We start from the raw sequence: 13652 nt of genomic DNA, 5'->3' as shown, positions 1-13652 counted from the left end.
CGCCCCCTTCCACTCATTACGTACCCAGAGCCATGCAGAACAAACTCTTTATCGACGGCCGCTTCGTAGACGCCGCCGCCGGCGGCACGATAGACGTGCTCAACCCGCACGACGCCACCCTCATCACCGCCATCGCGGCGGCCGAAGCCGAAGACGTGGACCGCGCCGTAGCGGCCGCGCAGCGCGCCTTTCCCGCCTGGTCGCGCATGGCCGCTGCCGAACGCGGCCGCCTGCTGCTCAAGCTGGCCGACCTGATCGAAGCCAACTCGGAAGAACTGGCGCAGCTGGAGACGCTGGACACCGGCCATCCGATACGCGACACGCGCGGCCTGGACGTGCCGCGCACCGCCGGCTGCTTCCGCTACTTCGGCGGCATGGCCGACAAGCTGCAAGGCAGCGTCATCCCGGTGGAAGCCGGCTTCCTCAACTACGTGCAACGCGCGCCCATTGGCGTGGTCGGCCAGATCGTGCCCTGGAATTTCCCCTTGATGTTCACCAGCTGGAAACTGGGACCCGCGCTCGCGGCCGGCAACACAGTGGTGCTCAAGCCGTCCGAACTGACGCCGCTGTCGACCTTGCGCATCGCCGAACTGATGGCCCAGGCGGGCTTTCCGGCAGGCGTCGTCAATATGGTCCCCGGCTACGGCCACACGGCGGGACAGCGGCTGGCAGAACATCCCGACGTGGGCAAGATCGCCTTCACCGGTTCCACCGCCACCGGCCGCCGCATCGTGCAAGCGTCCCAGGGCAATCTCAAGCGCGTGCAGCTGGAACTCGGCGGCAAGGGCGCCAACATCGTGTTCGACGACGCCAACCTCGACGCCGCCATCAACGGCGCGGCCTGGGCCATCTTCCACAACCAGGGGCAGGCATGCATCGCGGGTTCGCGCCTGATGCTGCACGAGAAGATCGCCGATGCCTTCCTGGAGCGTTTCACGGCGCTGGCCGACTCCATCCGCCTGGGCGATCCGCGCTCGCCCGACACCGAAATGGGTCCGCTGACTTCGGCCCAGCACCGCGACAAGGTGCTGTCCTACGTGAACATTGCCGCCGAACAGGGCGCGCGCGTGCTGGCCGGCGGCACGGCGCCCGGCGGCGAGCTGGCCCGCGGCTACTACGTCGCGCCCACCATCGTCGAAGCCAGGCCCCGGGACCGCGTCGCGCAGGAAGAAGTGTTCGGCCCCTTCGTCACCGTGCTGCGCTTCGGCAGCGACGAGGAGGCGCTGGCCATCGCCAACGCCACCGACTACGGCCTGGGCAGCGGTTTGTGGACGCGCGACCTGGCGCGCGCCCACAAGCTGGCGGGCGCCATCCACGCCGGCATGTGCTGGATCAACTGCTACAAGCGGGTCAATCCCGGCAGTCCGTTCGGCGGTGTGGGCCAGTCGGGCTATGGCCGCGAGATGGGCTTCGAGGCCATGCATGACTACACTGAGGCCAGGTCCGTGTGGGTCAATGTGGACGCCGCCGTGCCGCCGCATTTCAAGCGCTGAGGAGCCGCCATGAACCCTGCCCTGCCGAACGCTGAAACCGCCTTGACCGACACGGTCGCCGCAGCCTACGCCCAGACGCCGGATCCCAGGCTGCGCCAGTTGATGCAGTCGCTGGTGCGGCACCTGCACGCCTTCGTCGCCGACGTCGAACCCACCGAGGCCGAATGGATGGCGGCGATCCGGTTCCTGACCGAAACCGGCCAGATCTGTGACGGCGTGGTGCGGCAGGAGTTCATCCTGCTGTCCGACACGCTGGGCGTGTCGATGCTGGTGGACGCCATCAACCACCGCAAACCCGGCCAGGCCACCGAAAGCACGGTGTTCGGCCCCTTCTACATCGCCGGCATGCCCGAGCGCGCGGCCGGCGAGGACATGGCGCAGACGCCCGGCGCGCCCGCGCTGGTGCACGGGTACGTCCGCGACACCGAAGGCCGGCCGCTGGCTGGCGCCGTGCTCGACGTATGGCAGACGGCCGCCAACGGCATGTACTCGGGCCAGGACGTAGAGCAGCCGCAAGGCAATCTGCGAGGACGCTACCGCAGCGGCGAGGACGGCTACTTCGCGATCCGCACCATCCTGCCGGTGTCCTATCCGATCCCGGGCGACGGTCCTGTCGGCCGCATGATGGCGGCGACAGGCCGCCACGTCTTCCGGCCCGCGCACCTGCACTTCATGATCGACGCGCCGGGACACCAGCGCCTGGTCACCCATCTGTTCAATGCCGGAGATCCGTATCTCGAGTCGGACGCGGTGTTCGGCGTGAAGCCTACGCTGGTGCTGCAATACGGCCGTCAGCTGGCGGATTCCGCACTGGGCCGGCGCCATGGATTCGATTCGGACTTCCACGAGGGGCGCTATGACTTCGTGCTGCCCCGCGCTTGAATTCGCAGCGGAGGCTGCGCTGTGCCGGGTCGACGATATTCCAGACGGCGGTTCGCTGACCGTGGACATCGGCGCGCAGCCGGTAATCCTGCTGCGGCGCGGGCAGTCGGTCTGGGGCTACCTGAACCGCTGTCCGCACTTCTCCGTCATGCTGAACGCCGCGCACGGCGCGGTCCTGACCTATGAGGCCCAGGTGCTGATGTGCGCACATCATTCGGCCTTGTTCCGCTTCGAGGACGGGCTGTGCATCGAAGGCCCCTGCCAGGGCGCGGCACTGGATCCGCAAGCGCTGCGCGTGGACGCCGGGCGCGTCTACGCGGCTTTGGAGGAACCACCGGCTGGTTGACGTAGCCCGCCACAATTGCTACACCCACAGACGCATTGCACTTGCCCTCAGAATCTCTCCATAAGAGGTGGTTTATGAACAAGCGTATTGTTGTCGTAGGCGGCGGCGTAGGCGGCACCATGCTCGCCAATCAGCTGGCCGGAAAGCTCTACCCCGAGATCACGCGCGGCGAAGTCTCCATCACGCTGCTCTCGGACACGCCGGATCATTACTACAAACCGGCGTTCATGTACGTGGCCTTCAACCTCTTCTTCCAGGAAGAACTGAAACGGCCGGAACGCTCCCTGCTGCGGCCCGAAATCGAGTTCCGCGTCGACAAGGTCACGCGGTTCCACTTCGACCGCCAGGAAGTCTCCACCCAGAGCGGCAAACGCTACGGCTATGACTACCTGGTCATCGCCACGGGCTGCGTGCCATCCCCGGAGCGCATCGAAGGACTGAAGGAAGCCGGGGATCATTTCTACCAGTACGCGCCCGCCAGGCAGCTGGCGGACCGCTTGTCGCGCATCGAACGCGGGCGGGTATTCATCAGCGTCACTTTCCCCAAGACGCCCAACGTCCCGCACCAATGCGGCATCGCGCCCATCGAAACCACGCTGATGCTGGACGACTATCTGCGGCGGCGCGGCGTGCGCGACAAGATCGAAATCGTCTACACCTACCCGACCACCTCGCAGCTGCTGCGCAACTGCCTGTTCCTGCAGCGCCCGACCTGCGAAGTGCTGCCCGCCATCTTCGAGCAGAAAGGCATACAGTTCCAGCGCGGCTTCACGCTGTCGCGGGTGGACCCGGAGCGGCGCATCGCCTACTCGGAGGAAGGCGGCGAGCAGCCCTTCGACATCCTCATGGCCACGCCGCCGATACGCGCTGTGGACGTGGTGCTGGAATCCGGCGTGTCGCAGGCCGAGAACAATGAAGGCTGGCTGCCGACCGATCACGAGACCCTGCAGGTCTACGGGCTGCAAAACGTCTACGTCATCGGCGACACCGTCGACCTGCCTGTCAGCAAGGCGGGCGGCTCCTGCCACAACCAGGCGCCCGTCGTCGCCAACAACATCGCGGGCGAGATCCGGCTGGGCCACCCTTGCAGCGTCTATGACGGCCGGGTGCAGGCGGTCGCCCAGATGGGGCTGAACGCCGGCATGCCGCTCTGGTACGACTATACCCACGACGTGCTGCCCACGCCGCCCACCAAGCTCGGCGGCCTGCTGCGCCACGGGTTCAACCGCGGCCTGTACTGGGCCGTCGCAAGGGGAATGCTATGAACGCGCCGCATGAAGCAAGCGCCACCCAGGCCGCCGATACGCCATCCGCATTCCTGGGCGGAGGACCTGGCGCGCGCGCGGTGGCCGACAGGCTGGGCCTGCTGGCCGAAGCCGGACGGCTGGACAATATCGCCGACCTGCTGTCGCTGGCCTCGGACCTGGTGGACCTGTTGGACCAGTCCATGGTGGAAAAGCTGGCGCTGCTGTCGGAGCAGGCCAGCAGCGCCGCCTGGACCGCCGCCAACACGCTGCGCGACGCCCATGCCCGCACGCTGCAGGAAGCCCGCCCGCCGAGCCTGACGGGCCTCATCGGCCTGCTGCGCGACGAAGACACGCGCCGCGGCATGGCCGTGGTGCTGCGGGCGCTGCAAACGCTGGGCCGGCAGATGGCGGCGCAGCGCAAGGACTACGCGGACGTTACCTGAGGCTGCGCCGCGCGGCTGCACACCTCCTGGCGTCCGGCCAGCCGCGGATACCAGGACCGCGCATGTAAAAACCCCCGGCAGCTGGATTTCAGTCCAGCTGCCGGGGGTTTGTTCTATGCGCTGCGGTATGCCCGCCGCGTGCCGGACCTGTTTACTGCAAGGTCCGCGTGAAGACGAACTGCCCGTCCTGCCAATCCACCGGCACCACGTCGCGCGGACCGAAGCGGCCTTCCAGGATCAGCCGCGCCACCGGGTTCTCGATCTGCTGCTGGATCGCGCGCTTCAAGGGGCGCGCGCCGAACACTGGATCGAAGCCGGAGCGGGCCAGTTCCGCCAGGGCGGGCTCGCTCACTTCGAGGCGCATCTCCTGCTTTTCCAGGCGCTCGCCCAGGCGGCGCAGCTGGATGCGGGCAATCGACTCGATATGCTGCGCTTCCAGGCCATGGAACACCACCACTTCATCGATGCGGTTCAGGAATTCAGGACGCAGGGTCTGCTTGAGTTCATCCCACACCACTTCCTTGACCACGTCGTAGGGCTTGCCCGCCAGGCTCTGGATATGGTGCGAGCCCAGGTTGGACGTCATCACGATGACCGTATTGCGGAAGTCCACCGTGCGGCCCTGGCCGTCGGTCAGGCGGCCGTCGTCCAGCACCTGCAGCAGCACGTTGAAGACGTCCGGATGGGCCTTTTCCACTTCATCCAGCAGGATCACGGAGTACGGCTTGCGGCGCACGGCCTCGGTCAGATAGCCGCCCTCTTCGTAGCCCACGTATCCGGGCGGCGCGCCGATCAGGCGGGCCACCGAATGCTTCTCCATGAATTCGCTCATGTCGATGCGGATCATGTGCTCTTCCGAGTCGAACAGGAACTCGGCCAGGGCGCGCGTCAGTTCGGTCTTGCCCACGCCGGTGGGGCCCAGGAACAGGAACGAACCATAGGGCCGCGACGGATCCGCCAGGCCGGCGCGCGAACGCCGGATGGCGTCGGACACCAGCCGCACGGCCTCGTCCTGGCCCACCACGCGCTTGTGCAGGTATTCCTCCATGTGCAGCAGCTTCTCGCGTTCGCCCTGCATCATCTTGGACACCGGGATGCCGGTGGCGCGCGACACGACCTCGGCGATTTCCTCGGCGCCGACGCGGGTGCGCAACAGGCGCGGACGCCCTTCGCCGCCCTCGGCGTCCTCGGCCGCTTCCGCGGCGCCCACTTCGGCCGCCTTCAGGCGCGCTTCCAGGTCAGGCAGCTTGCCGTACTGCAACTCGGCCAGCTTGTCGAACTGGCCCTTGCGCTGCAGTTCCGCCATTTCGGCGCGCACGCTGTCGATTTCTTCCTTGATGGCCTGCGTGCCTTGCACGGCCGCCTTCTCGGCCTTCCAGATTTCCTCGTAGTCGTTGTATTCGCGTTGCAGCTTTTCGAGTTCGTCCTCGATCACGCCCAGGCGGCGCTTGGAAGCGTCGTCGGTTTCCTTCTTGACGGCCTCGCGCTCGATCTTGAGCTGGATGATGCGGCGGTCGAGCTTGTCCATCACTTCCGGCTTGGAATCGATTTCCATGCGGATGCGCGCGCCGGCCTCGTCGATCAGGTCGATGGCCTTGTCGGGCAGGAAGCGGTCGGTGATGTAGCGGTGCGACAGTTCTGCCGCGGCCACGATGGCCGGGTCGGTGATTTCCACGCCGTGGTGGATTTCATAGCGTTCCTGCAAGCCGCGCAGGATGGCGATGGTGGACTCCACGTCGGGCTCGTCGACCAGCACCTTCTGGAAGCGCCGCTCCAGCGCCGCGTCCTTCTCGATGTACTTGCGGTACTCGTCCAGCGTGGTCGCGCCGATGCAATGCAGCTCGCCGCGCGCCAACGCCGGCTTGAGCATATTGCCGGCGTCCATCGCGCCTTCGGCCTTGCCCGCGCCCACCATGGTGTGGAGTTCGTCGATGAAGACGATGTTGCTGCCGTCGTCCAGCGACAGCTCCTTCAGTACGGCCTTCAGGCGTTCCTCGAATTCGCCGCGGAACTTGGCGCCGGCCAGCAGCGCCGCCAGGTCCAGCGACAGCACGCGCTTGCCGCGCAGGGTTTCGGGAACTTCGTCGTTGACGATGCGCTGCGCCAGGCCTTCGACGATGGCGGTCTTGCCCACGCCGGGTTCGCCGATCAGCACCGGGTTGTTCTTGGTGCGGCGCTGCAGGATCTGGATGGTGCGGCGGATTTCATCGTCGCGGCCGATCACCGGATCGAGCTTGCCTTGGCGGGCGCGCTCGGTCAGGTCCATGGTGTACTTGGACAGGGCTTCGCGGTTGGATTCGCCTTCCGCGCCGGAGACGTTCTCGCCGCCGCGCACGGCGTCGATCGCGGCTTCCAGGGCCTTTTTCTGCAGGCCCGCATCGCGCAGGATGCGGCCGGCGTCGCCCTTGTCGTCGGCCAGCGCCAACAGGAACAATTCGCTGGCGATGTAGGTATCGCCACGGCGCGCGGCTTCCTTGTCGGTGCGCGTCAGCACCGCCTGCAGGTCGCGGCCGACCTGGACGTTATCGTCGCCCTGCACCTGCGGCAGGGACTTCAAGGCGCTGTCGATGGCCGACTGCACCCGGTTGACGGCCACGCCGGCGCGCGCCAGCAGGCTGCCCGCGCCGCTGTCGGAATCCGACAGCAAGGCGGAGAGCACGTGGATGGGCTCGATATAGGGGTGGTCGTTGCGGGCGGCCAGACTTTGGGCGTCGGCCAGGGCTTGCTGGAACTTGGTGGTCAGTTTGTCGAATCGCATAATGGTCGTTTGGCTTGTTGGGGAGCCTGACCGATACGTGCCGGCTGGCTCGATATCCTGAATATGCGGCCAGATGCGAGAATTTCAACACCTTGCCCGCGCCATGGTTTTTCGACGTGCAGCAACAATCTGACTTATGAGCATATACGTTTTTGTCTACGGCACGCTACGCGCGGGCGAAATCAATGATCTGGCGCAAGCCGCCGCGCGGCGCGGGCTGCCGGCGGCGCGCTACGTCGGCCGGGCCAGCGTGCCGGGCAGACTGGTGGACTTCGGCGACTGGCCGGGCCTGATCCCCGTGGACGACGGTCGGCGCGTGCGCGGCGACGTGTTCCAGGTCGCGCCGGCCCTGGTGGCCCTGATGGACGAAATCGAGGAGTACCAGCCCGGCAAGCCCTGTTGCTTCGTGCGGCGCGAGGTCCTGGCGCGTCTGGAACCGCCCGCGGCAGCCTCCGAACTGCGCTGCCAGTACTACCCGATAGACCCGGCCCTGCGCGGCACGGCAGCCGATATCGACGCCGACGATTGGGTCGCATACCGCCTTGCCCGCCCCCTCCCGAGGGGCCGGTAAGACGCCCGTAGTAACAACGGACTACAATACAGCTTGTCTTAAGCTTTATACCCATGCCGGCATGCGTCCGCGCAATGGGCACTATAGAGGTCATCGTATGCAAAAACGGGTCCCCGTTGCCCCTGATGCCGCCCACTGCTCCACCTGCATGCTGGGGCATGTGTGCGTGCCCGTGGGCATGGCAGCCGCCGAAGTGGAAAAGCTGGACGAACTGGTCAGGGAACGTGTGCGCCTTGAAAAAGGCAAGCCGCTCTATTCGCTGAACCACCCGCTCGACGCCGTCTACAGCGTGCGCTTCGGCAGCCTCAAGACGCAGTTGGAAGACGCGACCGGCCAGATCCAGGTCACCGGCTTCCACCTGCCCGGCGAAATCGTCGGCATGGACGGCATGCTGGATGGCAAGCACGTTTCGACCGCCGTCGCGCTGGAAGATTCCGAGGTCTGTGTCATCCGCCTGGCCGATATCGACCGGGTCGCGGCCCACCTGCCCTCGCTGCAGCAGCAGTTCCGCCGCCTGATGAGCCGCGAGATCAACCGTTCGCACCAGATGCTGGCCTCGCTGGGCTCCATGCGCTCCGAACAGCGCCTGGCCGCGTTCCTGCTGAACCTGTCGCAGCGCTATGCGTCGCTGGGCTATTCCTCCACCGAGTTCGTGCTGCGCATGAGCCGCGAGGAAATCGGCAACTACCTCGGCCTGACCCTGGAAACGGTCAGCCGGCTGTTCTCGCGCTTCGCGCGCGACGGCCTCATCAAGATCAACCAGCGCGAGGTCCGCATCCTGGACCTGCCCGCGCTCAAGCAGCTGCTGGGCCAAGAGAGCTGCTGAACGCCCGCCGCGCCATGCGCCGCGCGCCCATCCTCCCCCTGCTTCAAGCGCGCCCGGGACGCATGCGCGCCCTGGCAGCCTGGTGCGCCCTGGCGGCGCTCGCGCCGCTGGCTGCGTACGCGCAGACGCCGCTGCCTGATCCCTACGACTATAGCGAAACCGCGCCCGCGCCCAAGCGCGCGGCGCCCTTGCGCTGGCAGTCCGTGGAACTGGGCAAGCCCGGCCACCGCTACAAGATGCCGGTCTACGCCAACCGCGACCTGGCAAAGGACGACCTGCGCAACATCAAGCAGGTCGTGGTCGTGATCCACGGCGTCAAGCGCGATGCCGACCGCTATTACGAATCCGTCGCCGCCCTGCTGGCGCACAACCCCGAGCGGGCCCGTGACACCCTGATCCTGGCGCCGCGCTTCTCGGGCTCGATCGATTCGGGCTTCGGCGGCATGGCGGCATGGCGCAAGGCCAGTTGGGAGGACGGCGAAGACAGCGTGCAGGCCACGGGACGCCCCGCGCCGGTCAGCTCATTCCAGGTGCTGGACGACCTGCTGCGCAGCCTGGACGACCGCAAGCGCCTGGCCTCGCTGGCCGGCATCGTGCTGGCCGGCCACTCGGCCGGAGCGCAACTGGTGCAGCGCTATGCGGTGCTGAACAACATCGACGGCCCGCTGCGACGCGACGGACTGGCGCTGCGCTACGTCATCGCCAATCCCTCGTCCTACCTGTACCTGAGCAACGAACGCCCGCGCGCCGACGGCAAGGGCTATGCGCCCTACGAACGCGGCATCTGCCCCACCTACAACCAGTACAAGTACGGCCCGGACAAGCTGCCCGCCTATTCGCGCGAGACCGACGAGTCCAAGCTCTTCGTGCGCTACGCGGCGCGCGACGTCACCTATCTGCTGGGCGGGGCCGACAACAATCCCGAAGACCGCCTGCTGGACAAGACCTGTGGCGCCGAAGCCCAGGGCGCGACCCGGCTGGCGCGCGGCACGGGCTATGTGCAATACGAGCACGTGCTGGCGGCACGCGGCGCCAGGCCCGTGACGCTGCATCGGCGCGCGTTCGAAGTAGCCGGCATCGGCCACAACAGCAAGAGCATGTTCGGCTCGGTCTGCGGCACGCGGGCGCTGCTGGGCGACGAGGCCCAGACGGCCGACGGCGCCGCGCCCTGCGTAGTCATCAAGCCGCGCGGCAAGTAAGGCGGCGCGCCCCATTCGGCGCGCAGGCCTGACAAAAAACTGAACGAAAAACAGCGCCGCAGAGCGTGCATTTCGGCACGGGCAGGCGCAACATAACGCAATGCGTGTTCCATTTCGCGGCTGGCCCGCCGTCATGGGTCGAGGCGGCGAGCGCGTGTCCGGCGTCCCCCGACAAACGCACCCGAAGGACGGATATGACGCAAGCATATCTCGACATCCCCGACGCAAAGCGCCGCATCAAGGCGATCTTCATCGGCTCCATGGGCAATCTGGTGGAATGGTATGACTTCTATGCCTACACCGCCTTCGCGCTGTACTTCGCCCCCGCCTTCTTTCCCTCCCACGATCCCGTCGTCCAGCAACTGAACGCGGCCACGCTGTTCGCGGCCGGCTTCATCGTGCGCCCGCTGGGCGGCTGGCTGTTCGGCCATCTGGCGGACCGGCACGGGCGGCGTCTGTCGCTGATGGTGTCGGTGGGGATGATGTGCGTGGGCTCGCTGATCATCGCCATCACGCCCACCTACGCCACCATAGGCCTGGCCGCGCCGGCCCTGCTGGCGCTGGCGCGCGTGGTCGAAGGCCTGAGCCTGGGCGGCGAGTACGGCGCCAGCGCCACCTACCTGACCGAGATCGCGGACCCCGAGCATCGCGGCTTCTATTCCAGCTTCCAGTACGTCACCCTGATAGGCGGCCAACTCTGCGCCATCCTGGTGCTGTTGCTGCTGCAGAACGTGTTCCTGACCCACCAGCAGCTGGTGGAATGGGGCTGGCGCATTCCCTTCGTGATCGGCGCCATGCTGGCCATCATCACCGCCCTGATGCGGCGCGACATGCCCGAGACGGACTCGTACAAGGAAGCGCAGAAGGCGCCCAAGCCGCAGACCAGTTCGCTGCGCGGCCTGCTGCAGTATCCGCGCGAGGTAGCGATCGTGGTGGGCCTGACTGCCGGCGGCACCGCGGCGTTCTATACCTTCACGACGTACATGCAGACCTTCGTGCGGCAGACCTCGGGCTTCTCCGATATCGTCACGACCTACATCATCGCCGGCTCGCTGATCTTCGCGCTGATCCTGCAGCCGGTCTATGGCGCGCTGTCCGACAAGATCGGGCGCAAGCCGCTGCTGGTGTTCTTCGGCGTGGCGGGCGCCGCGCTCACCGTACCCATCCTGATGACGCTGTCGCACACGCGCTCGCCCTTCATGGCCTTTCTGCTGATCTGCGGCGCCTGGGTGTTCACGGCCGGCTACACCTCCATCAACGCGGTGGTGAAGGCGGAACTCTTCCCCACCAACATCCGCGCCACCGGCGTCGCCGTGCCCTACGCCGTGACGGTGTCGATCTTCGGCGGCACGGCGCCGGCCATCGCCCTGTTCTTCAAGCAGCAAGGGCATGAGGAGTGGTTCTACTACTACCTCGCTGGGATCATCTTCCTGTCGTTGCTGGTGTACGCCACCATGCGCGACACCAAGCACCGCTCGGCCATGCACCAGCACGCCTGATTCCTGATCGCGCCAACTTTGTTGCTTGACAGCCATGCCGTTGCGGCTTAATACTTAACCCTATGGTTAAGTTTAAAGACGACATGCTCGACAGCATCTTCTCGGCCCTGGCCGACGGCACGCGGCGCCGGGTGCTGGCCGACCTGGAACAAGGCGCGGCCTCGGTCAGCGAGCTGGCCCGGCCGCACGCCATGTCCCTGCCCGCCTTCATGAAGCATCTGCGCGTGCTGGAAGACGCCGGCCTGATCGCCCGCGCCAAGGACGGCCGCGTCGTCAATTGCACGCTGTCGCCCGAACCCATGCGGGCGGCATCCGACTGGCTGGCCCGCTACGAGAAGTTCTGGAGCGGACAGCTGGATTCGCTGGCGCGGTACCTGTACCACGAGGAAGAGGTCCACCCATGGAAAACCGAAGCACCCAAGACGAATCAGCCCCCATCGAACTCCGGCTCAAGCGGCGCTTCGACGCCCCCGTCGAACGCGTCTGGCGCGCCTGGACGGACCCGCAAGCGCTGATGCGCTGGTTCGGCCCGGCCGAGACCCGCAAGGTACTGCGGGCGGAAACCGATGTGCGCGTGGGCGGCGCCTATGAGGTGGGCTTCGCCACCGAGGACGGTCTGGAGCACCATGCCAGCGGCCACTACCGCGAAGTCGAGCCGCAACGCCGGCTGGTCTTCACCTGGGCCTGGCGCGACACGCCCGCCGAAGTCTCGTTGATCACGCTTGAATTCACCCCCGCGGGCGGCGGCACCGAGCTGGCCTTCCTGCAGACCCCGTTCGTCGACCAGGCCACCCGCGACAGCCATCAGCATGGCTGGGCTGGCGCGCTGGAGCGGCTGGCGGCCCATCTGGCGAATCCGGCCTGAATCCCGGCCACTCGCCCTACCCGGGCCTACCGGCCCGTTCCGAGGAGACACACGATGCAGACCGATCACCCCGTCGTATCCCGAGCGCAATGGGACATCGCCCGCGAGGCGCTGCTGCGCCGCGAGAAAGAACTGACCCGGGCCCACGACGCCCTGGCCCGCGAGCGCATGGCGCTGCCCTGGGTCAAGGTGGACAAGCCTTACCGCTTCGAGGGCGAGGCCGGCGCCGTGGGCCTGGCCGAGCTGTTCCAGGGCAGGAGCCAGCTCATCGTCTACCACTTCATGTTCGGCCCGGACTGGGAAGAAGGCTGCGTGGGCTGCTCGTTCCTGGCGGACCACATGGACAGCGCGATCTTGCACCTGCGCCAGCATGACGTGACGGTGGTCGCCGTGTCGCGGGCTCCGTACGCCAAGCTGGACGCGTTCAAGCGGCGCATGGGCTGGCGCTTCCCCTGGTATTCGTCCGAAGGCTGCGATTTCAACTTCGACCTGCAGGCCAGCGTGCCCAAGGCCGACGGCGGCATGGAGGAAAATTCCGGCGCCAGCGCGTTTTTCCGCGACCCGGACGGCGAAATCTTCCATACCTATTCAAGCTTCTCGCGCGGGGTGGAGCGGCTGGCCGGCGCCTACAACTACCTGGACTTCGCGCCGCTGGGCCGCAACGAGCACGGCCCGCACTTCAATCTGGGCGACTGGGTACGCCACCATGACCGCTACGACGACGCCCCGGCGCACGCCTGCCACGCCTGCGGCTAGGCCCAAGCCTGGCCGTGCCGTCCGCCTGGCCTCCGACGCGGCGTTCCTGTGGCTGGCCTGCACCGCCGCCATGGCCGCGGGCCTGTGGGCGGACACGCTGCGCACGCCTGCGGCGCTGCTGGCCAGCCAGTGCGCAGCGCCCGGCGGGCTGCTCGAACAGGCGTGGCGCCATGCCGCCCTGATGCCCGCCAGCAGCACGGCCATGCTGATCGCCGCATTGTTGCCGCTGCCGGGCGCTCCCCGCATGGCTGCGCGGCTGGCCTGTGCGCTGACCATGGGGCTGGGCATGCTGGCGGGGGCTCAATGGGGCATGGCGGCGGCCCTGGCCGCAGGCGCCGCGCCATTCGGCGGCATGGCCGCGGGCATGGCGCTGGGCATGGCGGCCGCCATGGCCGCTGGAGCGCTGATCGCAGGCGCTAGCGCCGCGCTCCGGTAAGCGGGCGCGGCGTCGCCCCTGGCGCGGCCTCGATGGGCGCAGCCAGCGGCGCCTGAATTTCAAGCGCGGATCCGGCGCGCGCCACGCAAGGCAGGATCCAGCCCTCTTCCTTCTCGTCGCGCGACAGCCCCGGCCATTCGATGATATAGGAGATCTCTCCTTCCAGCAGCAGGCACATGCAGGCGCGGCAGGTGCCGTTGCGGCACGAGCTGGGCAGCTTGATGCCGGCGGCCTGCGCCGCCAGCAGCACGGAGGTATCGGCCGGCGCATCGAAGCGCAGGCCGGCAGGCTGTACCAGAACGGGAAATGCGGACATTGGACGGATCCCGCG

At 67.2% G+C, this 13652-nt stretch carries 15 protein-coding genes; 13 read left to right on the top strand and 2 right to left on the bottom strand.

Annotation, left to right across the window (positions count from 1 at the left end):
- Positions 1–32 precede the first annotated feature (32 nt).
- The 5 genes from AC3WOB_RS13985 to AC3WOB_RS13965 all read left to right on the top strand — a co-directional run bounded on the left by AC3WOB_RS13985 (position 33) and on the right by AC3WOB_RS13965 (position 4411).
- Positions 33–1493, top strand: a complete 1461-nt coding sequence (locus AC3WOB_RS13985; RefSeq protein WP_013394841.1) for an aldehyde dehydrogenase family protein — start codon at positions 33–35, stop codon at positions 1491–1493.
- Positions 1494–1502: 9 nt separating this feature from the next.
- Positions 1503–2375, top strand: coding sequence for an intradiol ring-cleavage dioxygenase (locus AC3WOB_RS13980; protein ID WP_492275366.1), 873 nt, complete (start codon positions 1503–1505; stop codon positions 2373–2375).
- On the top strand, positions 2350–2721 hold the full coding sequence (locus AC3WOB_RS13975; RefSeq protein ID WP_492275365.1) for a Rieske (2Fe-2S) protein: 372 nt from the start codon (positions 2350–2352) through the stop codon (positions 2719–2721). Before AC3WOB_RS13980 ends, AC3WOB_RS13975 begins: the two co-directional genes overlap by 26 nt.
- 74 nt (positions 2722–2795) lie before the next feature.
- Entirely contained in the window at positions 2796–3986 is a 1191-nt protein-coding gene (locus tag AC3WOB_RS13970; RefSeq protein WP_492275364.1) for an NAD(P)/FAD-dependent oxidoreductase, read from the top strand.
- Entirely contained in the window at positions 3983–4411 is a 429-nt protein-coding gene (locus AC3WOB_RS13965; RefSeq protein WP_492275363.1) for a DUF1641 domain-containing protein, read from the top strand. Before AC3WOB_RS13970 ends, AC3WOB_RS13965 begins: the two co-directional genes overlap by 4 nt.
- A gap of 151 nt (positions 4412–4562) precedes the next feature.
- Here AC3WOB_RS13965 and clpB read toward each other — a convergent pair whose 3' ends face one another.
- Positions 4563–7169, bottom strand: a complete 2607-nt coding sequence (gene clpB / locus AC3WOB_RS13960; RefSeq protein ID WP_013394846.1) for an ATP-dependent chaperone ClpB — start codon at positions 7167–7169, stop codon at positions 4563–4565.
- Between the two features lie 136 nt (positions 7170–7305).
- Here clpB and AC3WOB_RS13955 point away from each other — a divergent pair, with 136 nt between their 5' ends.
- From AC3WOB_RS13955 to AC3WOB_RS13920, 8 genes are all read left to right on the top strand, one after another.
- A complete protein-coding gene (locus tag AC3WOB_RS13955; RefSeq protein WP_013394847.1) occupies positions 7306–7740 on the top strand; it encodes a gamma-glutamylcyclotransferase family protein in 435 nt (144 codons plus the stop codon).
- Between the two features lie 97 nt (positions 7741–7837).
- A complete protein-coding gene (locus tag AC3WOB_RS13950) occupies positions 7838–8566 on the top strand; it encodes a helix-turn-helix domain-containing protein (protein WP_013394848.1) in 729 nt (242 codons plus the stop codon).
- A gap of 62 nt (positions 8567–8628) precedes the next feature.
- Entirely contained in the window at positions 8629–9765 is a 1137-nt protein-coding gene (locus AC3WOB_RS13945) for a hypothetical protein (protein ID WP_041655825.1), read from the top strand.
- 194 nt (positions 9766–9959) lie between these two features.
- Positions 9960–11264, top strand: a complete 1305-nt coding sequence (locus tag AC3WOB_RS13940) for an MFS transporter (RefSeq protein WP_013394850.1) — start codon at positions 9960–9962, stop codon at positions 11262–11264.
- 62 nt (positions 11265–11326) lie between these two features.
- Complete coding sequence (locus tag AC3WOB_RS13935) at positions 11327–11779, top strand: ArsR/SmtB family transcription factor (RefSeq protein WP_013394851.1); 453 nt, start codon at positions 11327–11329, stop codon at positions 11777–11779.
- A complete protein-coding gene (locus tag AC3WOB_RS13930; protein WP_013394852.1) occupies positions 11665–12129 on the top strand; it encodes an SRPBCC family protein in 465 nt (154 codons plus the stop codon). The genes AC3WOB_RS13935 and AC3WOB_RS13930 overlap by 115 nt, the downstream gene beginning before the upstream one ends.
- Before the next feature lie 54 nt (positions 12130–12183).
- Positions 12184–12885 (top strand): DUF899 domain-containing protein, encoded by a 702-nt coding sequence (locus tag AC3WOB_RS13925; RefSeq protein ID WP_013394853.1) that lies wholly within the window; start codon positions 12184–12186, stop codon positions 12883–12885.
- Entirely contained in the window at positions 12836–13321 is a 486-nt protein-coding gene (locus tag AC3WOB_RS13920) for a hypothetical protein (RefSeq protein ID WP_492275362.1), read from the top strand. Before AC3WOB_RS13925 ends, AC3WOB_RS13920 begins: the two co-directional genes overlap by 50 nt.
- On the opposite strand, the gene AC3WOB_RS13915 is transcribed toward AC3WOB_RS13920, so the two are convergent.
- The gene (locus AC3WOB_RS13915; RefSeq protein WP_492275361.1) at positions 13302–13637 is read right to left on the bottom strand and encodes a 2Fe-2S iron-sulfur cluster-binding protein; all 336 of its coding nucleotides are present in this window, start codon (positions 13635–13637) and stop codon (positions 13302–13304) included. The two genes, AC3WOB_RS13920 and AC3WOB_RS13915, sit on opposite strands and share 20 nt — an antisense overlap.
- Between the last annotated feature and the right edge of the window lie 15 nt (positions 13638–13652).

This window comes from Achromobacter sp. FW305-C-30-7 (assembly GCF_058783105.1).
The sequence above is the reverse complement of the archived record's forward strand: the minus strand, read 5'-3'. Positions and strand labels throughout refer to the sequence as shown.

Bases quoted from the DNA above. Each gene is read 5' to 3' on its own strand.
- AC3WOB_RS13950 (WP_013394848.1), top strand. From the start codon at position 7,838: ATGCAAAAACGGGTCCCCGTTGCCCCTGATGCCGCCCACTGCTCCACC.
- AC3WOB_RS13935 (WP_013394851.1), top strand. From the start codon at position 11,327: ATGGTTAAGTTTAAAGACGACATGCTCGACAGCATCTTCTCGGCCCTG.
- AC3WOB_RS13955 (WP_013394847.1), top strand. From the start codon at position 7,306: ATGAGCATATACGTTTTTGTCTACGGCACGCTACGCGCGGGCGAAATC.
- AC3WOB_RS13970 (WP_492275364.1), top strand. From the start codon at position 2,796: ATGAACAAGCGTATTGTTGTCGTAGGCGGCGGCGTAGGCGGCACCATG.
- clpB (WP_013394846.1), bottom strand. From the start codon at position 7,169: ATGCGATTCGACAAACTGACCACCAAGTTCCAGCAAGCCCTGGCCGAC.
- AC3WOB_RS13925 (WP_013394853.1), top strand. From the start codon at position 12,184: ATGCAGACCGATCACCCCGTCGTATCCCGAGCGCAATGGGACATCGCC.
- AC3WOB_RS13965 (WP_492275363.1), top strand. From the start codon at position 3,983: ATGAACGCGCCGCATGAAGCAAGCGCCACCCAGGCCGCCGATACGCCA.
- AC3WOB_RS13940 (WP_013394850.1), top strand. From the start codon at position 9,960: ATGACGCAAGCATATCTCGACATCCCCGACGCAAAGCGCCGCATCAAG.
- AC3WOB_RS13980 (WP_492275366.1), top strand. From the start codon at position 1,503: ATGAACCCTGCCCTGCCGAACGCTGAAACCGCCTTGACCGACACGGTC.
- AC3WOB_RS13945 (WP_041655825.1), top strand. From the start codon at position 8,629: ATGCGCGCCCTGGCAGCCTGGTGCGCCCTGGCGGCGCTCGCGCCGCTG.
- AC3WOB_RS13915 (WP_492275361.1), bottom strand. From the start codon at position 13,637: ATGTCCGCATTTCCCGTTCTGGTACAGCCTGCCGGCCTGCGCTTCGAT.
- AC3WOB_RS13985 (WP_013394841.1), top strand. From the start codon at position 33: ATGCAGAACAAACTCTTTATCGACGGCCGCTTCGTAGACGCCGCCGCC.
- AC3WOB_RS13975 (WP_492275365.1), top strand. From the start codon at position 2,350: ATGACTTCGTGCTGCCCCGCGCTTGAATTCGCAGCGGAGGCTGCGCTG.
- AC3WOB_RS13930 (WP_013394852.1), top strand. From the start codon at position 11,665: ATGGAAAACCGAAGCACCCAAGACGAATCAGCCCCCATCGAACTCCGG.
- AC3WOB_RS13920 (WP_492275362.1), top strand. From the start codon at position 12,836: ATGACCGCTACGACGACGCCCCGGCGCACGCCTGCCACGCCTGCGGCT.